The sequence below is a fragment of the Luteimonas sp. MC1828 genome, assembly GCF_016461615.1.
Lineage (GTDB): Bacteria > Pseudomonadota > Gammaproteobacteria > Xanthomonadales > Xanthomonadaceae > Luteimonas.
The window spans coordinates 104,633-125,571 of the sequence record NZ_JAEMNY010000001.1 but is presented as its reverse complement, the minus strand read 5'-3'; the positions used below and the strand labels follow the sequence as shown (position 1 = coordinate 125,571).

General features: G+C 70.5%; 20 protein-coding genes. 3 read left to right on the top strand and 17 right to left on the bottom strand.

The window, feature by feature from the left end; all coding sequences use genetic code 11:
• Positions 1-80: 80 nt before the first annotated feature.
• From JHB91_RS00640 to rpoE, 3 genes are all read right to left on the bottom strand, one after another.
• Complete coding sequence (locus tag JHB91_RS00640; protein WP_199470798.1) at positions 81-1,601, bottom strand: DegQ family serine endoprotease; 1,521 nt, start codon at positions 1,599-1,601, stop codon at positions 81-83.
• Positions 1,602-1,670: 69 nt separating this feature from the next.
• Positions 1,671-2,741 (bottom strand): sigma-E factor negative regulatory protein, encoded by a 1,071-nt coding sequence (locus tag JHB91_RS00635; RefSeq protein ID WP_199470797.1) that lies wholly within the window; start codon positions 2,739-2,741, stop codon positions 1,671-1,673.
• Between the two features lie 9 nt (positions 2,742-2,750).
• Positions 2,751-3,365: an RNA polymerase sigma factor RpoE gene (rpoE, locus tag JHB91_RS00630; RefSeq protein ID WP_199373072.1), complete on the bottom strand. Its 615-nt coding sequence runs from the start codon at positions 3,363-3,365 to the stop codon at positions 2,751-2,753.
• A gap of 197 nt (positions 3,366-3,562) precedes the next feature.
• Here rpoE and JHB91_RS00625 point away from each other — a divergent pair, with 197 nt between their 5' ends.
• Positions 3,563-5,617, top strand: a complete 2,055-nt coding sequence (locus tag JHB91_RS00625; RefSeq protein ID WP_199470796.1) for a 3-hydroxyacyl-CoA dehydrogenase NAD-binding domain-containing protein — start codon at positions 3,563-3,565, stop codon at positions 5,615-5,617.
• A 40-nt stretch (positions 5,618-5,657) separates the two neighbouring features.
• Here JHB91_RS00625 and JHB91_RS00620 read toward each other — a convergent pair whose 3' ends face one another.
• The 13 genes from JHB91_RS00620 to JHB91_RS00560 form a co-directional block, all read right to left on the bottom strand.
• Complete coding sequence (locus JHB91_RS00620; protein ID WP_199470795.1) at positions 5,658-7,358, bottom strand: hypothetical protein; 1,701 nt, start codon at positions 7,356-7,358, stop codon at positions 5,658-5,660.
• A gap of 503 nt (positions 7,359-7,861) precedes the next feature.
• A complete protein-coding gene (locus JHB91_RS00615) occupies positions 7,862-8,218 on the bottom strand; it encodes a PilZ domain-containing protein (protein ID WP_199373075.1) in 357 nt (118 codons plus the stop codon).
• On the bottom strand, positions 8,215-9,261 hold the full coding sequence (locus JHB91_RS00610; protein WP_199470794.1) for a DNA polymerase III subunit delta': 1,047 nt from the start codon (positions 9,259-9,261) through the stop codon (positions 8,215-8,217). The genes JHB91_RS00615 and JHB91_RS00610 overlap by 4 nt, the downstream gene beginning before the upstream one ends.
• A complete protein-coding gene (gene tmk / locus JHB91_RS00605; RefSeq protein ID WP_233398488.1) occupies positions 9,258-9,899 on the bottom strand; it encodes a dTMP kinase in 642 nt (213 codons plus the stop codon). The genes JHB91_RS00610 and tmk overlap by 4 nt, the downstream gene beginning before the upstream one ends.
• Positions 9,896-10,951 (bottom strand): endolytic transglycosylase MltG, encoded by a 1,056-nt coding sequence (gene mltG, locus JHB91_RS00600; protein WP_199470793.1) that lies wholly within the window; start codon positions 10,949-10,951, stop codon positions 9,896-9,898. The genes tmk and mltG overlap by 4 nt, the downstream gene beginning before the upstream one ends.
• Before the next feature lie 36 nt (positions 10,952-10,987).
• On the bottom strand, positions 10,988-12,364 hold the full coding sequence (locus JHB91_RS00595) for an aminodeoxychorismate synthase component I (protein ID WP_199470792.1): 1,377 nt from the start codon (positions 12,362-12,364) through the stop codon (positions 10,988-10,990).
• A 40-nt stretch (positions 12,365-12,404) separates the two neighbouring features.
• Entirely contained in the window at positions 12,405-13,640 is a 1,236-nt protein-coding gene (fabF, locus tag JHB91_RS00590) for a beta-ketoacyl-ACP synthase II (RefSeq protein ID WP_199373079.1), read from the bottom strand.
• Between the two features lie 110 nt (positions 13,641-13,750).
• On the bottom strand, positions 13,751-13,990 hold the full coding sequence (gene acpP, locus JHB91_RS00585; RefSeq protein ID WP_182820475.1) for an acyl carrier protein: 240 nt from the start codon (positions 13,988-13,990) through the stop codon (positions 13,751-13,753).
• A 115-nt stretch (positions 13,991-14,105) separates the two neighbouring features.
• The gene (gene fabG, locus JHB91_RS00580) at positions 14,106-14,849 is read right to left on the bottom strand and encodes a 3-oxoacyl-ACP reductase FabG (RefSeq protein WP_199470791.1); all 744 of its coding nucleotides are present in this window, start codon (positions 14,847-14,849) and stop codon (positions 14,106-14,108) included.
• Between the two features lie 128 nt (positions 14,850-14,977).
• Positions 14,978-15,928 carry an ACP S-malonyltransferase gene (fabD, locus tag JHB91_RS00575; RefSeq protein WP_199373081.1) on the bottom strand — a complete coding sequence of 317 codons (951 nt, stop codon included), beginning with the start codon at positions 15,926-15,928 and terminating at the stop codon, positions 14,978-14,980.
• A 183-nt stretch (positions 15,929-16,111) separates the two neighbouring features.
• Complete coding sequence (locus JHB91_RS00570; protein ID WP_199373082.1) at positions 16,112-17,122, bottom strand: beta-ketoacyl-ACP synthase III; 1,011 nt, start codon at positions 17,120-17,122, stop codon at positions 16,112-16,114.
• A gap of 107 nt (positions 17,123-17,229) precedes the next feature.
• Positions 17,230-17,424, bottom strand: coding sequence for a 50S ribosomal protein L32 (rpmF, locus tag JHB91_RS00565; RefSeq protein ID WP_199373083.1), 195 nt, complete (start codon positions 17,422-17,424; stop codon positions 17,230-17,232).
• Between the two features lie 27 nt (positions 17,425-17,451).
• Positions 17,452-17,970, bottom strand: a complete 519-nt coding sequence (locus JHB91_RS00560; protein WP_199373084.1) for a YceD family protein — start codon at positions 17,968-17,970, stop codon at positions 17,452-17,454.
• 134 nt (positions 17,971-18,104) lie between these two features.
• Between JHB91_RS00560 and JHB91_RS00555 the strand changes: the two genes are divergently transcribed.
• Together JHB91_RS00555 and JHB91_RS00550 are read left to right on the top strand one after the other, a co-directional pair.
• On the top strand, positions 18,105-18,467 hold the full coding sequence (locus tag JHB91_RS00555) for a hypothetical protein (protein ID WP_199373085.1): 363 nt from the start codon (positions 18,105-18,107) through the stop codon (positions 18,465-18,467).
• A gap of 5 nt (positions 18,468-18,472) precedes the next feature.
• Positions 18,473-19,045, top strand: coding sequence for a Maf family nucleotide pyrophosphatase (locus tag JHB91_RS00550; RefSeq protein ID WP_199470790.1), 573 nt, complete (start codon positions 18,473-18,475; stop codon positions 19,043-19,045).
• Positions 19,046-19,091: 46 nt separating this feature from the next.
• Here the strand turns inward: JHB91_RS00550 and JHB91_RS00545 are convergent, their stop codons facing one another.
• A complete protein-coding gene (locus JHB91_RS00545) occupies positions 19,092-20,939 on the bottom strand; it encodes a glycosyltransferase family 39 protein (protein ID WP_199470789.1) in 1,848 nt (615 codons plus the stop codon).

The window sequence follows — 20,939 nt, the reverse complement described above, 5'->3', positions numbered from 1 at the left end:
GGGCCGAGGCCCGCGCCGGCCGTGCAGGCCGGGCTGCGGCGGGAACCGTGGCCTGCGCCACGGCCCCGCCCCGCTCCGCACTATTGGGCGGCTGCGCGTGGGGTCACCGCGATGAACTGGGTCCCGCCGCTGCGGTTGCGGACCAGCAGCATCACCGTCTGTCCGGGACGGACCGTCGCCAGCTCGCGATCCAGGTCCGCCGGCGAACCCACGCCCTTGCGGCCCACCGACAGCACCACATCGCCGGGCTGGATGCCCGCGGCGCGTGCCGCCAGCCCCTCGACGCGGGCAATGGCTACGCCGTCGCCCGCCGGCAGCTCAAGCTGCCGGCGCTGCGCTGCTGACAGCTCCTGCCCCACCAGGCCGAGCGGGTTGCTCGACTTGGCCGGCTGCGCGCTGCCCTGTGCGGGGCGGACGCTGGCCACGCCCTCGTCCAGTTCGCCCAGCGTCACCGTGACGTCGCGGCTGCGCCCATCGCGCCAGACCTTCAGGGTGGCGCGGCTGCCCGGCGCCTTGGCGCCGACGATCGGCGGCAGGTCGCTGGACTGCGTGACCCGCACGCCGTCGATCTCGCGGATCACGTCGCCACGTTCCAGCCCGGCCTTGGACGCGGGCCCGTCCGGGACCACGTCGGCGACCAGCGCGCCCAGCGTATCCGGCAGGCCCAGGCCGCGCGCGCCATCAGCGGTGATCTGCTGCACCTGCACGCCGATCTGCCCGCGCTTCACCTGGCCGGTGGTCTTGAGCTGGTCGGCGACGTTCATGGCCACGTCGATCGGGATCGCGAAGCTGACGCCCATGTAGCCGCCGGAATTGGAGAAGATCTGCGAGTTGATGCCCACCACCTCGCCGGCGGTATTGAGCAGTGGTCCGCCGGAGTTGCCGCGGTTGATCGCGACGTCGGTCTGGATGAAGGGCACGTAGCGCTGGTTGGCGTAGGGATTGGACCGGCCCACCGCACTGATGATGCCGGCGGTGACCGACTGGTCGAGGCCGAACGGCGAGCCGATCGCCACCGCCCACTGGCCGGGCTTGAGCGCCGCGGAGTTGCCGGCACGCAGGTACGGCAGGCTGCCGCCGGCCTTGATCTTGAGCAGGGCGACATCGGACTGTTCGTCACCGCCGACAAGCTCGGCTGTGAACTCGCGGCGATCCGACAGTTTGACCTTCAGCTCGTCGGCACCAGCCACCACGTGGTGGTTGGTTAGCACGTAGCCATCGGCCGAGATCAGGAACCCGGTGCCCATCGACATGCCGCGGCGACCGCCCGGATCCTGCGGCATGCCGGGGAATGGCGAGCCCGGCCCGAAGAAGCGCCGGAAAAACTCGGGCATTTCGTCCGGCAGCTGCTGTTGCTGTTGCTGTTGCTGAGGCTGGGCCGCGGCCGTGCCGCCAGTCACGGCCTCGATGTTGACCACCGCGGGGCCGACACGCTCGACCAGCCGGGTGAAATCGGGCAGCCCGGAGACCATCGATGGCGACGGCGCGGCGGCGGGCACTGCGGCGGCGTTGGACTGGGCGGTGGCCGCCGGCAGGATGACCGCGGCAGTGCCGGCGGCGGTCAAAGTGACCAGGGCAAGGGCGTACACAGGGGATTTCATCGGGGATTCGGCCTCGATAAAGGGCGGGTCAAGGGGGGTGCCCGCGGCGACGGGAGCCGCGGGCGCGAATCAGTCGGCGCCAGTGCCGGGCTCGGGCTGCGCGTCGCGGGCCTCGGTGCCCGGCTCGGCATTGGGGCGGGCCGGGAACGGTTCGACCAGCCGCGGCTGGAACGGTGCAAATGCGGCATCGGAGGGCGCCGAAGGCAAGCCGTAACGCGCCGAGAACGGTTGGCTGCCGGCGGCAAGACCGGGCAGGACCGCACGCGGCCACGGACGTGACGGCGCGACCGGCTGACCGCCAAACAGCGCACCCGCCGGCGCGCCAAACGTGCGCGCATCAGGCGCGTCGGCAAACAGCGGCATCGCGCTGCCGGTTGCTGACGGCTCCATCGCCGGCGCCATGGACGCGGCCGTGGCCACGATTCCCCGCGCCGGCGCAGTGGCCGCCGCGACACGGCGGGCGGCACGCTGCGACTGGCCGCGTGAACGCCGCTCGGCGACACGTCGCGGCAGCTCCGCGACCGCCACACCGGTTGCCGCGGCCCATGCACCCTCGCTTCCTTCCGGAGCAGGCGAGGCGGGAGCGCCACCACCCGCCACCAGATCACCACCTGGAACGGCAGTCCGGGCTGCTGCCTCAGGCATGCGCGCCAGACCCTCCAGCGCCTGCTGCGCGCCGGGCGGCGCGGTGGTCGCCTCGGCCACCACGTCGCCGCCGACTCCCGCTGCAGGCAGCTGGCTGTCCGGAAGCTGCCGGGCCATGAACAGTGCAACGAGTGCCATCGAGGCCGCCAGCGCACCGCCACCCCAGCGCAGCACGCGCGGCCGGTTGCCGGTCCGGACAGACGTGTGTGCGGCAACCGATTCGGAATCCGGCGCGGCGATTGCAGCCGCCACCCGCCGCGAGAAATCCGCGGGCAGCAGCGCATGGCCCTGCCCGCGCAGCACGTCGCCGCAGACTTGCCAGCGCTCCCAGCAGTCAGCAAGCTCGGTGTCGTGCTGCAGCCGGCGCAGCATGAAACGCGCCTGGTCCGGCGACAGCTCGCCATCCAGCATCGCCGACAGCTGGCGGCGGTTGTGGGTGTAGAGCTTGTCCGGCGGGGCCGGCTCGAACTCCAGGTCTTCTGCGTCGTGGTTCATCGTCATGCTCTATCGCACCGCGCGTTGGGACGCGGTTTCGTTGTCCATCAGTGGCGCGAGTTCGACGTCGATCGCCTCGCGGGCCCGGAAGATCCGCGAGCGGACCGTACCGATCGGGCAATCCATGCGCTGCGCGATCTCCTCGTAACTCATGCCTTCGACTTCGCGCAGCGTGATCGCCGTGCGCAGCTCTTCGGGCAGGGCTTCGACCGCGCGCATCACCGTTTGTTCCAGCTGCTGGCGCATCAGTTCACGCTCCGGGGTGTCGTTGTCGCGCAGGCGGATCGCGGAATCGAAATGTTCGGCATCCTCGATCTCCACGTCGTCCGTCGGCGGGCGGCGATTGCTGGCCACCAGGTGGTTCTTGGCGGTGTTCACGGCAATGCGGTGCAGCCAGGTATAGAACTGTGCATCGCCGCGGAAACTGCCGATCGCGCGGTAGGCGCGGATGAAGGTGTCCTGGGCCACGTCCTGGCATTCGCTCCAGTCACGGATGTAGCGCCCGATCAGGGCGGCGATGCGGTGCTGGTACTTGCGTACCAGCAGGTCGAACGCCGCGGTGTCGCCCTGTTGAACGCGGCGCACCAGGTCGTGATCGAGGTGTTCTGTGTCGCTTTCGGCCATGGGCCCGGCGCTCCTTCCGCCCGGCCTGCAGGCGGGGCTTGTGACCATGTGCGGCGGGAAAAGTTCCCGGCTGGCGGATGATCTGGGGCCCGCAGGCCACCGTCGCAAGGCGAAGGTGGTCCAGCGGTCCGATTTGACGCGGGTTGAACGGACTCTGGATCATAGGTCCCCGTACGTACCCTAACGGATGGTTCCGAATGATTGCTGGCCTCGATGGTCTGCGCTTCAGCCACTGGCAAGCCGAACAGCGTGCCGATGGCGTCGTGCTGCTGACGTTCGACCGCGCCGGCGAGTCGGTGAACACCTTTGCACAGGATGTGCTGGTCGAACTCGACGCGCTGCTGGAACGCCTTGCGCTCGACCCGCCCAAGGCCCTGGTGCTGCGCTCCGGCAAGGCGCGCGGCTTCATCGCCGGCGCAGACATCCGCGAGTTCGCCGCGTTCGATGCCAAGGGCACCATCGGCGACTCGATCCGCCGCGGCCAGCAGGCGTTCCAGCGCCTGGCCGACCTGCCCTGCCCCACGGTGGCCGCGATCCACGGCTTCTGCATGGGCGGCGGTACCGAGATCGCGCTGGCCTGCCGTTGCCGCGTGGCCAGCAATGATCCCTCCACGCGCATCGGGCTGCCCGAGGTGAAGCTCGGCATCTATCCCGGCTGGGGCGGCAGCGTGCGCCTGCCGCGCCTGGTCGGTACGCCAGCGGCGATGGACATGATGCTGACCGGCCGCACGCTGTCGGCGTCGGCCGCGCGCGGCATCGGCCTGGTCGACGAGGTGGTCGAGCCCGCGCGCCTGGTGGACGCGGCCGTGGCGCTGGCGCTCGGCGGCCGCGTGCGTCCATTCAAGCAGCGCGCCACCGGCTGGCTGACCAACACCTGGCCGGCGCGACAGCTGCTGGCGCCGATGCTGGTGAAGCAGGTCGCGCGCAAGGCACGCAAGGAGCATTACCCCGCGCCCTACGCGCTGATCGAGACCTGGCGGCGCAGCGGGGGCGGCGTGCAGAAGCGCCTCGAGGCCGAGCGCAAGTCGGTGGTCAAGCTGGCCGGCACGCCCACCGCGCGCAACCTGACGCGGGTGTTCTTCCTGCAGGAGCGCTTGAAGGGCCTGGGCGGCAAGGACAGTGGCATCCAGCGCGTGCATGTGGTCGGCGCCGGCGTGATGGGCGGCGACATTGCCGCCTGGTCGGCCTACAAGGGCTTCGACGTCACCCTGCAGGACCGCGAGCAGCCCTTCATCGACAAGGCCATGGCGCGCGCGCAGGAGCTGTTCGCGAAGAAGGTCAAGGACGAGGCCAAGCGCCCCGCGGTGTCTGCGCGCCTGAAGGCGGACCTGGCCGGCGACGGCCTGCCGGCGGCGGACCTGGTGATCGAGGCGATCATCGAACAGCCCGACGCCAAGCGCGCGCTGTATGCCAGCGTGGAGCCGCGGCTGAAGGCCGAAGCACTGCTGACCACCAACACCTCGTCGATACCGCTCGACGACTTGCGTGGCGGCCTGGCACAGCCGGCGCGCTTCGCCGGCCTGCACTACTTCAACCCGGTGGCGATGATGCCGCTGGTCGAGATCGTCCGCCATGACGGCATGGACCCGACGACCGAGCTGCGCCTGGCCGCATTCTGCAAGGCGATCGACAAGCTGCCGGTGCCGGTGACCGGCACGCCGGGCTTCCTCGTCAACCGCCTGCTGTTCCCGTACATGCTCGAAGCCGCGACCGCGTACGCGGAAGGCATCCCGGGTGCGGTGATCGACAAGGCGGCGGTGAAGTTCGGCATGCCGATGGGGCCGATCGAGCTGATCGACACCGTGGGCCTGGACGTGGCGGTGGGCGTGGGCGCGGAACTCGCGCCGTTCCTTGGCCTGCCGATCCCCGCTTCGCTGTCGTCGCCGCCGGAAGCAGGAAAGCGCGGCAAGAAGGACGGCCAGGGCCTGTACACGTGGGCCGAGGGCAAGGCGAAGAAGCCGGAGGTGCCGAAGGACTACCCGGTGCCCGCCGACCTCGAGGATCGCCTGATCCTGCCGCTCATCAACGAAGCGGTCGCCGCACTGCACGACGGCGTGGTGGCCGACGCCGACCTGCTCGATGCCGGGGTGATCTTCGGCACCGGCTTCGCGCCGTTCCGCGGCGGCCCGATCCAGTACGTGCGCGAGACCGGTGTCGACGTGATCCTCGCCCGGCTCAAGGCGCTGCAGGCGACCCACGGCGATCGTTTCGCCCCCCGACCGGGGTGGGATTCACCGGCGTTGCGGGCTTGACCCCGCGGCGGAAGGGCACGTGGCGTGCCCTTCCGCACCATCACATCCGCGACGCTGTCAGCTCGATATCCGCGTTCTGCCAGGCCGCCGCGAACCGGCGCCTGGCATCCGCCGCCTCGCGGGTCTTGCGCTGCGCGTCCAGGCTCTTGGCCAGGCCGAACAGCGACCAGCCATTGCCCGGATTGCGGCGCAGCTCTTCGCGATAGACCTTTTCGGCGTCCGCCGCGCGCCCCGCGTCGAGCAGCACTGCGCCCAGGGTGTGGCGCACCGGCGCATGCCAGCCGGGTGGTTCGTCATAGGGAATGCCGTCTTCGATCTTCACGGCTTCGCGCAGCGCCGCTACCGACGCAACATGGTCACCACGCGCGGCGGCGATTTCGGCGCTGAGCACGCGCTCGGCGATTCGCGCCGAGTGCGCCAGCGGATAGCGGTCCCACACCATCAAGGTGTCCATCGCGGGGTCCGCGGCAAGCGGTCGCAACGCAGCGAGGTGGCGGTCGGCATCGGCCGGTCGCGACTGCCGCACGGCCGCCATGCCTTCCGCGTAGTGCCAGATCGCGGTGACGTAGGGCAGGTCCGGGGCCGGGTTGGGCGCCGCGGCGATCTCGTCCCAGCGCCCGAAGCGCACGCGCTCGAACCACGGCGTCATCCAATAGTGCTGCAGGCCTGCGAACCCCGGCTGGCGCATCAGCTCCGGCAGGTTGGTGCGTTCGGACGTGTGCCGCGCGGCCTCGCCGGCAAGCTTGCTGCTGCCCTCCATGCTCGCGGCGAACCACAGGAAATGGTGGTTGTGCGGTACGTAGCCGAGGGGATACACGCCCTGCACGTTGCCGCGGCAGATCGCGAGATACGCGTCATCGGCCTCGATGGCGCGCCTGTTGGCGAGCACGGCGTCGTGCCAGCGGCCGACGCGGGCGTAGATATGCGCGGGCATGTGCACCAGGTGCCCCGAGCCCGGGATCAGTTCGCGCAGGCGGTCGGCGGCCACCACGCCGCGCTGCGGATCGGCGGAGGCCTCCACCGCGTGCACGTACAGGTGCAGCGCGCCGGCGTGCTCGGGATCGCGCGCGATTACCGATTCCAGCACCTGCACGATTTCGGCGGTGTGGCCCTTGGGCCGCAGCGAGGCGTCGTAGTAGTCCCAGGGCTGCAGGTCCATGAGCGACTCGGCATGCAGGACCGCGGCATCGAGGTCATCCGGGCGCTGCTTCACCAGCGTGCCGGTTGCCGTGGCATAGGCCTCGTCCAATGGGCGGCGATTCTCCGGCGGCTGCGCGGCGTAGCGCGCCGACAGCGCCTCGATGAATGCCTGCTCGCGCGCGCTTGCCTTTGGCGCCAGTTCGCGCGCGCGCTGCAGCCGGCTCCAGGCGTCGGCGTTGTCGGCGGGATCCATGGCGGCGTTGACGTGCGGCCCGAGCACCAGCGACGCGCCCCACCAGCACATCGCGCACGCCGGGTCGAGTTCGGTGGCCTTGAGGAAGGCGCGTTCGGCGGCGTCGTGGTTGAAGCCGTAGGTCAGCGCCAGGCCCTGGTCGAACCAGCGCTGCACCTCGGGATGGGTAGTACTCACGGGGAAGCTGTAATCGCCCAGCCCCTCAAGCAGCACCGCGCCGACCAGGGCCATTTCAGGGGGTGACGACCGCGGCGCGTCCGCCGTGGAGGCGTGCTGGCCGCAGCCGGCACAGGCGAGGGCCAGCGCCGCTACGGCGCACGACACGGAAACGGGGATTCGACGGTCCATGGGAGGCCTCCGGCAACGGACGACACTCACCGGACAACGCGGTGCCGGATGGCGGGCGGACAGGCGCCATCGCTCGCGCGGATTGGCCCCTTCCGCCCTCTTGTGTGGGGCCCCGGTCAGTGACCGCGGAACGGTTTCGCCACCGGCGTGAAGGGTGATTACTGAGCCGGGGCTCGGAGGGCCCCTGTGGTGGCCGTGAGGCCTTCGCGGCTCATGTCCCCCGGATCCGCCTGGCGGCGGATGCCTCCTCCTTTACTTCCCCGCGAAGGCCTCCCGGCCACTCCGGGGCTCCGCGTAGCCCGCGGGTACCGAAAAGCATCGGCCGGGTTACGGGGTGTGCTTGTGCTCTTCAAAGCACCGCGGATTGCTGCGCACCGGGTGCCAAGGCCCTTGAGGGCGAAGTCAAGGAGGAGGCGGTGGCCGCAGGCCATCGCCGGGGGACATGAGTCCTCAAGGGCCTTGGTACCCGGCGCCCCGCGCTTTTGTGCGCCGCTCCCGAACCCCTACATCGTATGCGTGGGCTTTTCCGCGGTCAGCGTGCCGGCGAGCAGCGTCTCGATCCTGCCCTTCACGTTCTCGCCCTCGGCGGTGTCGGCGAACTGCACGCCGATGCCGGCGGTGCGATTGCCCTGCGCGCCCGGCGGCGTCACCCAGACCACCTTGCCGGCGGCCGGCAGGCGTTCGCTGGATTCCGGGAGGGTCAGCAGCACGAACACCTCGTCACCGAGGAAGTACCGCCGAGTCGTGGGCACGAAGATCCCGCCGTGCTTCAGGTACGGCATGTAGGCCGCATACAGCTGCGCCTTGTCCTTGACCGCGAGGGACAGGATGCCTTGCCGCGCACCACCGGTTGAACTCATTTCGCCACTCCCCTTGCCGTGTCGCCACCGGCCGCACTGCGCCAGGACAGCAGCAGTTCGGCGACCGCGAGGTCCGCGCGCACCGTGGTGCGCAGCAGGTCCCTGGTGCGGTTGGCGGCATCGAACCAGGCGGCCAGCTTCCGGATTCGCAGCGGATCGGTCAAGCCGGCCGCTTCGGAAACTGCGATGTCCGCCGCGTGCCGCAGGCGCTTGTCGGCATCGTCATCGCCGGTCCAGGCCTTCGCGATCTCGAGCGCCGAAGCGTCGTTGCGCGCCACCCGGCCAAGCTCGGCCGCGACCGCCTTGCGGAGCGCCATCCCTCCGTCGCGCAGCCACGCGTCGGCGAGGCCGGGATGGCCGCGGGCCGCAGCCAGCGCTTCGACGGCAGCGGCCGCGGGATGGCCCTGTGCCCGCAGCCAGGCCGCGGCTTCGTCCGCGGGCGGAATGCGGAACTCCAGGCGCTGGCAGCGGCTGCGGATCGTCGCCGGCAGGCGAGCCGGGTTGTCGGTGACGAGCCAGAGGTAACGCCCGGGTACCGGCTCTTCGAGCGTCTTCAACAGTGCGTTGGCGGCCGCCTCGTTCATGGCGTCGGCCGGCTCGATGATCGCGACCTTGGCGGTGCCGTACTGCGGCGTCGTCGACAGGCGTTCGGACAGTTCGCGTACCTGGTCGACCGAGATCTGCGTCATCTGCCGCGGCGGCGAGGGCGTGAAGCGCCATGCATAGCTGACGAACACCGCATCGGGGTGCGCCGGATGGCCGAACGGATGCGCCAGCGCCTTGTCGGGGCGCTCCTCCAGCGGATCCTTCTGGCTGCGCGACAGGTACAGCCGGCATGCGCGGCAGGCACCGCAGGGGCGCAGGCCGGTGTCGGGCGCCAGGCACAGCACGCGCTGCGCAAGCTGCTCGGCGACGCGCCGCTTGCCCAGCCGTGCCGGTCCGCAGAACAGCAGCGCGTGCCCCATCCGCCCGGCATCGATGGCGGCCGCGGCGTGATCGTGGACGCGCTGCTGCCAGGGCGCCATGGCGTCGGTCGGCATCATGCGCCGTGTCGCCATTCGCGCAGCCGCGCCACAGCGTCTGCCGCCACGATGCCTACGGCGCGCGACGCGTCGATGACGCGGAAGCGCGCCGGATCGGCCGCCGCACGCGCAAGGAACGCGGCGCGCACGCGCTCGAAGAACTCGTCGCGCTCCCGTTCGATGCGGTCCGGCTGCGGATCGCGGCCACGGGTCCGGGCGCGGCCCTGGGCGACGTCGAGATCGAGCAGCAGGGTGAGCCCCGGGCGCAGGCCGACAACGCCGCGCTCCAGCGTTTCGATGAGCGCGGGATCCAGCCCGCGGCCGCCACCCTGGTAGGCGAAGCTGGAATCGGTGAAGCGGTCGCACAGCACCCAGGCGCCGCGTGCGAGTGCCGGGTTGATCACCTCGCGCACGTGCTGCGCGCGCGCGGCGAACATCAGCAGCAGTTCGGTTTCCGCCGCCGGCGGCTCGTGCCGCGGCGACAGCAGCAGCTCGCGGATCATCTCGGCCAGCGGCGTGCCGCCGGGCTCTCGGGTCACCAGCACCTCGTCGCCGCCAGCGGCCAGCTCGGTCTGCAGTGCGACCAGCACCGTGGTCTTCCCCGCGCCCTCGCCGCCTTCCAGCGAGACCAGCCGCGGATGCATCGGCAACGCGTTCATCGCGGCGCGTGCTGCTGGCGGTAGCGGCGCACGTACTCGCGCACGGCGGTGTTGTGCGCATCCAGCGACGGCGAGAAGACGTGGCGGCCGCTGCCATCGCCGACGGCGACGAAATACAGGTCATCGCCCTCGGCAGGCTGCGTCGCGGCGCGCAGCGCATCCCGCCCGGCCATGGCGATCGGCGTCGGCGGCAGGCCGTCGCGGGTATAGGTGTTGTACGGCGTATCGGCGACCAGGTCGGCGCGGCGGATGTTGCCCGCATAGTTGCTGCCCATGCCGTAGATCACCGTGGGGTCTGTCTGCAGGCGCATGCCGATGCGCAGGCGGCGCGTGAACACGCCGGCGATGCGCGCGCGCTCCTCGGCGATGCCGGTTTCCTTCTCCACGATGGACGCCAGCACCAGTGCTTCGTCCTTCGACGAGATCGGCAGGTTGTCGGCGCGCGCTTCCCAGGCGGCGTCGAGCGCGCTGTCCAGATCGGCTGCCGCGCGGCGAAGCAGGTCGAGGTCGGTGTCGCCGGTGGTGTAGGCGTAGGTCTCGGGCAGGAAGCGCCCTTCGGGATGCACGCCTTCGCGGCCGAGCGCCGCCATCAACGCGGCATCATCGAGCTCGTGCAGGGTCTGTACCAGCGGCGTGGCACGGGCGAGCGCCGCGCGCAGTTCGCGGATGTTCCAGCCTTCGACGATCGTCACGCGATGGTGCACCACCTTGCCATCGCGCATCCTGAGCAGCAGCTGTGATGGCGTGATGCCCGGCTCCAGCGCGTACTCGCCGACCTGGATGCGGTCGCCGGCACCCAGCTGGCGCGCAAGCAGCCGCCACTCGATGTCGCTGCCCGCGGCGTTGCCCTGCCCGCGCAGCCGGGTGACCACGCGGCGCAGCGAATCGCCGCGTTCGACCACCAGGCTGTCACCCTCCTCGACACCCGGCAACGGCGCCGACGCGAAGCTCGTGTAGTGCGTCCAGCCCCAGTACGCCGCGCCGCCGACAATGAGCGCGGACAGCAGGAACAGGGCCAGTGCGATGCGCTTCAGCGCCGACCAGGCACTCATGCGGCGGGACCCGCGGGGATGATGGCAAGCATGGCCTCAGGATACCTTGCCGGCTGCATCGCCGGTCAGGCCGAGCGCCTGCAGCATGCCGCGCGCCTTGGCGCGGGTTTCGTCGAGTTCATGCACCGGATCCGAATCGGCCACGATGCCCGCGCCGGTGCGGAAGCGCAGCTGCGCGCCGGTGACTTCGGCGCTGCGGATCAGGATGTTGAGGTCGAGGTCGCCGTCGCGGTTCAACCAGCCCATCCCACCGGTGTAGGCACCGCGGCCGACACCCTCGAGTTCGGCGATCACCTGCATGCAGCGCACCTTGGGCGCACCGGTGATGGTGCCGCCGGGGAACACCGCGCGCAGCACGGCGCCGGGCGTCGCATCGGCGCGCAGCCGGCCGCGCACGTTGCTGACGATGTGGTGCACGTGGGCGTAGCTTTCCACCACCATCAGCTCGTCGACTTCGACGCTGCCCGCCTGGCACACACGCCCGAGATCGTTGCGTTCGAGATCCACCAGCATCACGTGCTCGGCGCGTTCCTTGGCATGCCCGACCAGCTCGCGGATGCGGCCGGCGTCGTCATCTCCGGGCAGCCTTGGACGTGTGCCGGCGATCGGGCGCGTCTCCACCAGGTCACCGCGCACCGAGACCAGGCGCTCGGGCGAGGCGCTGACCACGGCTCCGGCATCGCCCAGGTCGAACAGGCCGGCGAACGGGGCGGGATTGGCCACGCGCAGGCGCTGGTACAGCGCCGCGGGTTCGAGCGGCGCGTCGAAGCGCACGTCCCAGCCGCGCGACAGGTTGACCTGGAACACGTCACCGGCGCGGATGTAGTCGAGCGCGCGCGCGACGCCGTGCAGATAGGTATCGCCGGCATCTTCCGCGCAGGCGACCACACCGGGCCAGGCGAGCGGCGGCGGCACGGCGGCAGACAGGGCATCTGCAACGATGGCCTCGAGCAGCGCCTCGTGTCCGCGCTCGGCCACCGCCACAACCTCGCCGCTTGCGCGATCGCGCAGCACCGCCGCGGGACAGCGACAGGCGACCGCGACCGGCAGCGAGCCTTCCGCGGGGGGCAGCGAAAGCACCAGCTCAACTTCCGCCGCCAGCTCGTAGCCCAGCAGCAGCGCCCAGCCGCCGCGGAATGGCCACAGCGGCTCCTCGCGCGGCACGCGCAGCGCCTGCCAGTCGGCATCCAGCACGTCGAGGAAGCCGGCGCCGGCCACGCGACCGTCTTCGCGTCGACTGTGTCCGTCGCTCCCGAGGGTGATGCGGGCGCCGTCGGCGGCGAGCAGCATATCCCAGCGCCCCTGTGCGGTGCCGGACGCGACCGATTCGAGCAGCAGCGGGAAGCGCGCGGGCGTGCGCCGCTGCAGCGCCAGCAGGTCGACGCCGGATGGCAGGGTACGGGCAATCAGCATGCAGGCAGGCCGGTGCCGCCGCGGACGCGGCGGCGACGCGTCAGATGCGGCGGAACACCAGGCTACCGTTGGTGCCGCCGAAGCCGAACGAGTTGGACATCGCGATGTCCACCTGCTGCTGGCGTGCGGTGTGCGGCACATAGTCGAGGTCGCAGCCCGGCGACGGGTTGTCGAGGTTGATCGTCGGCGGGATGACGCCCGCATGCAGGGCCATCGCCGAGAACACCGCCTCGACGCCGCCGGCCGCGCCGAGCAGGTGGCCGGTCATCGACTTGGTGGAGCTCACCATGACCTTGCGCGCGTGCTCGCCGAGCACGCTCTTGATGCCCATGGTCTCGGCGAGGTCGCCGGCCGGTGTGGAGGTGCCGTGGGCGTTGATGTAGCCGATGGCGGACGGGTCGATGCCCGCGTCGCTGATCGCCGCGCGCATGCAGCGCGCGCCGCCGCCGCCGTTCTCGCTGGGCGCGGTCATGTGGTACGCGTCACCGCTCATGCCGAAGCCGGCGAGCTCGGCATAGATGCGCGCGCCGCGGGCCTTGGCACGCTCGTATTCCTCGATCACCAGCACGCCGGCGCCATCGCCCATGACGAAGCCGTCGCGGCCCTCGTCCCAGGGGCGCGAGGCCGCGGCCGGGTCATCGTTGCGGGTGGACAGCGCCTTCATCGCGCAGAAGCCGCCGACCGACGTCGGCGTGGTGGCGTACTCGGCACCGCCGGCGATCATGACGTCGGCATCGCCGTACTGGATCATGCGCATCGCCAGGCCGATGTTGTGCGTGGCCGTGGTGCAGGCGGTGACCGCTGCGATGTTGGGGCCCTGCGCGCCGGTCATGATCGAGACCTGGCCGGCGATCATGTTGATGATGGTGCTGGGCACGTAGAACGGCGAGATCTTGCGCGCGCCGCCCTCGGCGTACTTGAGCGTGGTTTCCTCGATGCCCTTGAGGCCACCGATGCCGGCGCCGATGGCGACACCGATGCGCTCGGGATCGGCTGCCACGTCGAGGCCCGCGTCGGCGATCGCCATCATCGCCGCAGCCACGCCGTAGTGCACGAAGGGGTCCATCTTCTTGACGTCCTTCGGCGCGATCCACTGCGTCGGCTCGAAGCCCCTGACCTCGCCGGCGATGCGCGTGGCAAAGCTGGAAGCGTCGAAGTTGGTGATCGGGCCGATGCCCGAACGCCCGTCCACGATGCCCTGCCAGGACGATGCCAGGTCATTGCCGAGCGGCGACAGGATGCCGAGGCCGGAGATGACGACGCGACGCTTGGACATATGGACTCCTGGACGGTTGCGCGCGCCGCCAACCGGCGCGCCGAAAACGCCCGAGGCCGCATCAGCGGCCCCGGGTTGTCACGCTGCGGCCGACGGCCGCAATGGACGCATCAGGCCTTGACGTGGGCCTTGATGTAATCGATGGCCTGCTGCACCGAAGTGATCTTCTCGGCTTCCTCGTCCGGGATCTCGCACTCGAACTCTTCTTCGAGGGCCATCACCAGCTCGACGGTGTCGAGGGAGTCGGCTCCGAGGTCGTCGACGAAGGAGGCGCTGGTGCTGACCTCGTCTTCCTTGACGCCCAGTTGTTCGACGACGATTTTCTTGACGCGTTCTTCGATGCTGCTCATGGGTATTCGGCTCCGGTGGAGGCAGTTGCGGTGGATAGTGTAAGGGAAACGGGTGGGACGTTGCTTGCCGCGCGCGGCCCCCGGATCCCGGGGCCCTGCGCTTGGCCTTTCAGTGTCACGGCATGTACATGCCGCCATTGACGTGCAGGGTTTCGCCGGTGATGTAGCTTGCGCCCGGCCCGGCCAGGAACGCGACGGCGCGGGCAATGTCGTCCGCTTCACCCAGGCGCCCCAGCGCGATCTGCCCGACCAGCGCTTCCTTCGAAGCCTCCGGCAGGTCGCGGGTCATGTCGGTGGCGATGAAGCCCGGCGCCACCACGTTCACGGTCACGCCGCGGCTGCCGATTTCCTTGGCCAGCGACTTGCTGAACGCGATCACGCCCGCCTTGGCGGCGGCGTAGTTGGCCTGGCCGGCATTGCCGGTGACGCCGACGACCGAGGCGATGTTGATGATGCGGCCACGGCGCGCCTTCATCATCGCGCGCATCACCGCCTTGGAGGCGCGATAGACGCTGGTGAGGTTGGTATCGAGGATGGCCTGCCAGTCCTCGTCCTTCATGCGCATCAGCAGGTTGTCGCGGGTGATGCCGGCGTTGTTGACGAGGATCGAGATCGCGCCGATGTCCTTGGCGATCGCGTCGACCAGCGCCTCTATTTCGCCCGCCACCGACACGTCCAGCACGCGGCCATGGCCGCCATGCTCCGCCAGGCGCGCGCCGATCGCCTGCGCGCCGGCCTCACTGGTCGCGGTGCCGATCACGGTGGCGCCCATCGCAGCCAGTTGGTCGGCGATCGCGGCGCCGATGCCGCGGCTCGCGCCGGTCACCAGCGCGATCTCGCCTTTCAATTCCTGTGTCATATGTCCTTGCCTGTATCAGTCAGAGCGTTTCTTGCGACGGATTGACGCGGATGACTCGGATCGGATCGCGGCACTGCACACCAGTCCGGCTTGATCCGCGTGATCCGCGTGGATCCGTGGCAAAAGAATCAGCTGTTGTTCCATTCCGCCAAGGCGGCGTCGAAGTCGTCCGGCGCACCGAGCGCACGGGCGTCCAGCGACTTCTCGATGCGCCTGGCCAGCCCGGTAAGGACCTTGCCGGGCCCGCATTCGCCGATGCGCGTGATGCCGCGGCCGGCCAGCGCCTGGACGCAGGAGGTCCATTGCACCGGCAGGTACAGCTGGCGCACAAGCGCGTCGCGGATCGCCTGCACGCCGTCGTGCACCTCGGCGTCGACGTTCTGCACGACTGGCAACGCCGGGGTATTCCAGGCGAGCCCGGACATGGCTTCGGACAGGCGGTTGGCGGCTTCGCGCATCAACGGCGTGTGCGAAGGCACGCTGACGGCGAGCTTCACCACTTTGCGCACGCCTTTGGCCGCAAGCAGCTCGAGCGCGCGGTCGACCGCGGCCACATGCCCGCCGATGACGATCTGCCCGGGCGAATTGAAGTTGGCCGGCACGACCACGCCGGCATCGCCGGAGGCCTCGACGCAGGTGTCCTGCACCAGTGCGTCCTCGGCGCCGATCACGGCCGCCATCGCGCCGGTGCCGGCCGGCGCCGCGTCCTGCATCAGCTGGCCACGCAGGCGCACGAGCTTCGCGCCGTCGGCCAGCGACAGCGCGCCGGCGGCGACCAGGGCGGCGTATTCGCCCAGGCTGTGGCCGGCCAGCAGCGACGGCGCCTCGCCACCCTGCGCCTGCCAGGCGCGCCAGGCGGCGACGCCGGCGGCCAGCAGCGCGGGCTGGGTGAACTCGGTGCGGTTGAGCTGGTCTTCCGGGCCGTCCTGCGACAACGCCCACAGGTCCACGCCGGCGCCCTCGGAAGCTTCGGCGAAGGCGTCACGCACCTCGGGATGGCGTGCACCGAGCCCCGACAGCATGCCGAGCGACTGCGAACCCTGGCCGGGGAAGACGAATGCGAGCGTGGAAGCGGTCAAGCGGGAGTCCTGTTCAAAAACGGGGCGATGATACGGGCGAACCGCCTCCCCCGTCTGTACCCGTGCGTACTGTCGGGGCCGGATGCGCGTGGCCGGCGGCGTGCAGGAGCACCAACGCAAAGGGCCGCGATCGCTCGCGGCCCCTGCGGTTTACGTGTGGTCGCGGCACCGCGACCGGCGCGCTCAATAACGCAGCAGCGCCGAGCCCCAGGTGAACCCGCCACCGAACGCTTCCAGCAGCACCAGCTGGCCGCGCTGCACCTTGCCCGAGCGCACCGCCTCGTCCAGCGCCAGCGGCACCGAACCCGACGACGTGTTGCCGTGCCTGTCGACGGTGACGATCACGCGCTCCATCGGCATGTCCAGGCGCTTGGCCGTGGCTTCGATGATGCGCAGGTTGGCCTGGTGCGGGATCAGCCAGTCGATGTCATGGCGGTCGACGCCATTGGCCTCGAGCGTCTCCTCGACGATCGCGTCCAGCGCCTTGACCGCGGCCTTGAACACCTCGCTGCCGGCCATCTGGATGCGCACGCCGGCGTTCTTCTCGTTTTCCTTGAATCCCACCGACACGCCGACCGGGTTCCACAGCAGCTCCTTCTTGCCGCCGTCGGCGTGCAGGTGGGTGCTGAGGATGCCGGTCTCGGTGTCGGCCTTGAGCACGACCGCGCCGGCACCATCGCCGAACAGCACGCAGGTGGTGCGCTCGCTCCAGTCGACCATGCGGGTGAGCGTCTCGGAGCCGATCACCAGCGCCGTCTTCGCGGCGCCCGAGGTGATGAACTTCTCGGCCACGCTGAGGGCGTAGACGAAGCCCGAACAGGCCGCGTTGACGTCGAACGCCGGGCAGCCGTCGGCACCGAGGCGGTGCTGCACCAGGCAGGCGGTCGACGGAAAAATGATGTCCGGCGTGGTGGTACCGAGGATGATCAGGTCGAGTTCGGAGGCGTCGACGCCAGCGGCTTCGAGCGCACGCACGGCCGCGTGGTAGGCCAGGTCGCCGGTGGTCTCGCCCTCGGCGGCGACGTGGCGCTGGCGGATGCCGGTGCGGCTGGCGATCCATTCGTCACTGGTGTCGACGAACTTGGCAAGGTCGTCGTTGGTCAGCACCTTGGCCGGCAGATAGCTGCCGGTACCCGCGATGCGCGCGTAGATGCGCGGCGCTGGGGCCGTCGCGGGGATTGCGGACTCACTCATCTGGTGGATCGACCTCACTGGTTCCGGCGCCGGCAATGCCGGCGGATCGCGCGGCGCTCAGCGCACGCGCGATGGCCATGCCCGCCGCCACGCGGCGGGCCGGGAGGTCAATCTTCCTCGGCGATCTTGACCTTCGGCTGCACGACCTGGCGACCGCGGTAGAAACCATCCGGGGTGACGTGGTGGCGCAGGTGGGTCTCACCCGACGTCGGGTCGGTGGACAGCTGCTTGGCGCTCAGCGCGTCATGCGCACGGCGCATGCCACGGCGGGAGGGGGAAACGCGGGACTTCTGTACGGCCATGGGTGTGCTCCAAACGAAACCGGGTTGTCAGTTCTTTTTCAGGTCAGCCAACGCCGCGAACGGGTTGGCGCGTTTTTCTTCATCTTCCGAAACCGGCCAGTCGCGCTCGACGCTTTCCGAACCGGGTGCCACGGGCACCACCGGCACGGCCAGGATCAGCTCGTCCTCGACCAGCTCCGCGGGCCGCACGATGCCGTCGTCGGCCACCAGCAGGGCTTCGTAGCCCTCCGGCAGCGCGGCTTCGGCGGCCTCCTCGTCATCCCCGTCCCGCAGCAGGCCAAGACGCTGCACCACCGAGACCGGGAACAGGAACCGTTGCAGGGTGCGCTGGCAAAGCAGCGGCAACTCCGCGTCGATCCTCAGCTCCACGAAAGGCACCTGCAGCTCGTCACGATCGAAGCCGAGGCTGAAGGAGACATCCCCTTCCGCATCGACCAGCGTGTCGCCCAGCCGCGCAAACGCGGACAGCGGCAGGCGGCCAGCGAACTCGCGCCGGGCCGCGACCATGCGCCAAGCGTCCAATACCTCGGGCACGTCTGCAGACATAAGCCGGAGAATGTTAGGCCTCGCCCCGACACCTGTCAAACCGCGGATCCCGGCCAACCCCTTGTACACGGGGGCAATTTGCCCGGGCCGGGCCGCAACGGGCAGACTGCTGGCCCGCAACCGAGGGCTCCCGCGTGTCTCCGACGCCGCTGCTGATTGTACTCGCGTCACTGGCCGCGGCCCTGTGGCTGCTGCTGCGCCGGGCCGGCAGCGGCCGGCGGCGCCGCGCCCTGGCCGGGGTCCTCGACGCCGCCGATGCCCTGGAATCGCGCCTGCGCACCGCGCGCGCGGAGTTCGAGGCGGTCGCCGGCGATGCCGTCGATCCGGTGCGCGCCGCCCTGCAGGAGATGCTGCGCCAGCGCCTGTGGCTGCAGCAGCACGGCGAAAGCGCTTCGCTCGCCCAGCTGGCGACGGTGCGTGAATCCATCGATGCCGCACGCACCCGCATCGAGCAGGAGCTGTCGCGGATCGAGCGCGCGCGCGCGCCGCTGCGCTGATGCGCATGCCTGCCCTGGTCCTGGCCTCCACCTCGCCTTACCGCCGCGACTTGCTGGCGCGCCTGCGCCTGCCGTTCGAATGTGCCCGCCCCGACGTCGACGAGACCCCGCGCCCCGGCGAAGCTCCCGCGGCGCTGGCCATGCGCCTGGCGCGGTCCAAGGCCGCAGCGGTCGCCACGTCGCATCCCGACGCATGGGTGATCGGCTCCGACCAGGTGGCTGAACTCGACGGCCGGCCGATCGGCAAGGCCGGAGGACGCGACGCCGCGATCGCCCAGTTGCTCGCGATGTCGGCGCGCGAGGTCGTCTTCCACACCGCCGTGGCCGTGGCGGGCGGCGACGCAGTACACGCCGGAATCGATACCACGCGCGTGCGCCTGCGCGCCCTCGACGTCGACGCGATCACGCGCTACGTCGACGCCGAGCAGCCCTGGGACTGCGCCGGGAGTTTCAAGTGCGAGGGCTACGGGATCGCGCTGTTCGAGGCCATCGACAGCAGCGACCCGACGGCGCTGGTCGGCCTGCCGCTGATCGCGACCGCGCGCCTGCTGCGCGCGGCCGGCTACATGCTGCCCTGACCGCGGCCGTCGCCGCTGCGCGGCGACGCACACGGCACACGGCCGGTCATTCCACCACGATGCGCTGCTCCGGCCAGTCCTCGACGCTGCCGTCCTTGCCGTGCAGGCGCAGGCCAAGCCAACGCACGCCCTGCAGGCCAGCCGGCAGGATGACATCGGCCTGGAAACCGACCGCCGGGTGCGCGGGATCGGTCGAGATCGCCCAGTAGCCGGCGACATGGGGCCGCTCGAGCCCGTATTGCGCGGTCGCCACCACCTGGCCGTCGAGCGTGACCTCGACGCGGTCGATGCCCACGCCGTCCTTGAACGCCCAGCCGGCCACGGCGACATGGTCGTCGACACGGGCACCGGCCGCGGGACTGTCGAACCAGGCCATCGCCGGCAGCGTGCAGCCGCCTTCGGGCATGTCCGGGGCGCGTGGGCCGAGCGCGAACAGCAGGAAGCGGGTGCGGCCGTGGTCGACGCTGACCACGCGCGGCGGCGGCAGCGGTCCGAACCGCCGGCACAGCGCGTGGTAGCGCAGCAGCAGGTGCTTGTATTCGACTTCGTTGGCGGCCACGACCAGCAGCACCGGATCGCCGCCACGGTCGACCGCCCCGCTCGCCTCGAGCCCCCACAGCCTGAGCTGGGGCGCACGCCCGTGGTCGCGGTTGACCGGATGCTCCAGCACTTCGATGCGCGGATTGCCGAGCGCGAACCCAAGCTCGGCACCGACCTTGAAGTTGTCGGCGACCAGGCGCGTGCCCTCCGGCATGGCGGCGCGCTCCTCGCGGACGGCGTGGGCAAGTTCATTCCAGCCTGCGAAGTTCGACGGGTACCACTTCAGCGTGGCGGTCTGCGCGCGCAGCGCTGGCATCGACACCACCAGGTAGTAGCCCAGCACCACGACCAGGCCGCACGCGGCCATCACCCAGGTCGCCGCACGCAGCCATGGCCGCCAGTGCGCCAGTGCCGCAGGCAGCAGCGGCAGCAGCGCGAGCAGGCCCGGCAGCGGCCAATGGAAGCTGACGCGCTCAGTATCGGCAAAGAACCCGAGCACGAAGAATCCGAGCACCAGCAGCAGCCCGCACAGCGCCAGGAACCGCACCGGCTCGCTGGCTTCGCGCACGCCGCGCACGCCGGCCAGCAGCAGCGCGACGAACAGCAGCGGCGTGGCCAGCAGCGCCTGGATCGCGATGAACCACAAGCCATCCGGATGCCACGACCACGGGTGGCGATCGACCAGCTGGAAGCGCAGGCCCGCCTCGGCGTTCTCGAAGTTCCAGGCCAGCAACGGGGTCCATGCCGCGGCGCCGAACGCGATCGCGATCCACACGCGCGGGTCGCGCAGCACCTGCCTGCCCTGTGGCAGCAGCAGAAGCGCAACGAAACCCACCCCTACCACCGCCGCGAAGCGGTAGTGGCTGAGCGCGCCGATTGCCAGTCCCAGCGCGAACTGCAGCACCACGCCGTAGCCGACGCCGCGCAGCATGCGCGTGCCCGCATCCAGGCACAGCAGCGTCGCCAGCGCCATCGCCGTGTCGGGCAATGCCATCAGCCCCAGGCTGCCGGCCAGCGGCAGCAGCAGCGCGGCAATGCCCGCGACCCAGGCCTGCGGCTCGCCGAATTCGCGTGCCGCGATACGGACCACCAACCACGGCAACGCGGCGGCAACCAGCAGGAACGGCATGCGCAGCGCCAGCACGCCGTCGCCGAAGACCATGCTGCCCACCCGGATCATCCACGCCGTGAGCCCCGGCAGGTCCGAGTACGCCCATGCGAGGTGGCGGCTCTCCTGCCAGTAGAAGGCCTCGTCGACGAACAGCGGCAGGCGCACGGCGATCGCCGCCTTGAGGAGCAGCAGCGCGCACCACAACGCGATGAAGATCACGCGCGCATCGATCGATTTCCGCAT

Coding starts and splice junctions, on each gene's coding strand:
- tmk (WP_233398488.1), bottom strand. CDS start 9,899: ATGAACGCGTTGCCGATGCATCCGCGGCTGGTCTCGCTGGAAGGCGGC.
- JHB91_RS00635 (WP_199470797.1), bottom strand. CDS start 2,741: ATGAACCACGACGCAGAAGACCTGGAGTTCGAGCCGGCCCCGCCGGAC.
- acpP (WP_182820475.1), bottom strand. CDS start 13,990: ATGAGCAGCATCGAAGAACGCGTCAAGAAAATCGTCGTCGAACAACTG.
- fabG (WP_199470791.1), bottom strand. CDS start 14,849: ATGACACAGGAATTGAAAGGCGAGATCGCGCTGGTGACCGGCGCGAGC.
- JHB91_RS00545 (WP_199470789.1), bottom strand. CDS start 20,939: ATGCGGAAATCGATCGATGCGCGCGTGATCTTCATCGCGTTGTGGTGC.
- JHB91_RS00595 (WP_199470792.1), bottom strand. CDS start 12,364: ATGCTGATTGCCCGTACCCTGCCATCCGGCGTCGACCTGCTGGCGCTG.
- JHB91_RS00560 (WP_199373084.1), bottom strand. CDS start 17,970: ATGTCTGCAGACGTGCCCGAGGTATTGGACGCTTGGCGCATGGTCGCG.
- mltG (WP_199470793.1), bottom strand. CDS start 10,951: ATGAGTGCCTGGTCGGCGCTGAAGCGCATCGCACTGGCCCTGTTCCTG.
- JHB91_RS00610 (WP_199470794.1), bottom strand. CDS start 9,261: ATGATGCCGACCGACGCCATGGCGCCCTGGCAGCAGCGCGTCCACGAT.
- JHB91_RS00640 (WP_199470798.1), bottom strand. CDS start 1,601: ATGAAATCCCCTGTGTACGCCCTTGCCCTGGTCACTTTGACCGCCGCC.
- JHB91_RS00570 (WP_199373082.1), bottom strand. CDS start 17,122: ATGAGTGAGTCCGCAATCCCCGCGACGGCCCCAGCGCCGCGCATCTAC.
- rpoE (WP_199373072.1), bottom strand. CDS start 3,365: ATGGCCGAAAGCGACACAGAACACCTCGATCACGACCTGGTGCGCCGC.
- JHB91_RS00625 (WP_199470796.1), top strand. CDS start 3,563: ATGATTGCTGGCCTCGATGGTCTGCGCTTCAGCCACTGGCAAGCCGAA.
- JHB91_RS00620 (WP_199470795.1), bottom strand. CDS start 7,358: ATGGACCGTCGAATCCCCGTTTCCGTGTCGTGCGCCGTAGCGGCGCTG.
- rpmF (WP_199373083.1), bottom strand. CDS start 17,424: ATGGCCGTACAGAAGTCCCGCGTTTCCCCCTCCCGCCGTGGCATGCGC.
- JHB91_RS00615 (WP_199373075.1), bottom strand. CDS start 8,218: ATGAGTTCAACCGGTGGTGCGCGGCAAGGCATCCTGTCCCTCGCGGTC.
- fabF (WP_199373079.1), bottom strand. CDS start 13,640: ATGTCCAAGCGTCGCGTCGTCATCTCCGGCCTCGGCATCCTGTCGCCG.
- JHB91_RS00550 (WP_199470790.1), top strand. CDS start 18,473: ATGCCTGCCCTGGTCCTGGCCTCCACCTCGCCTTACCGCCGCGACTTG.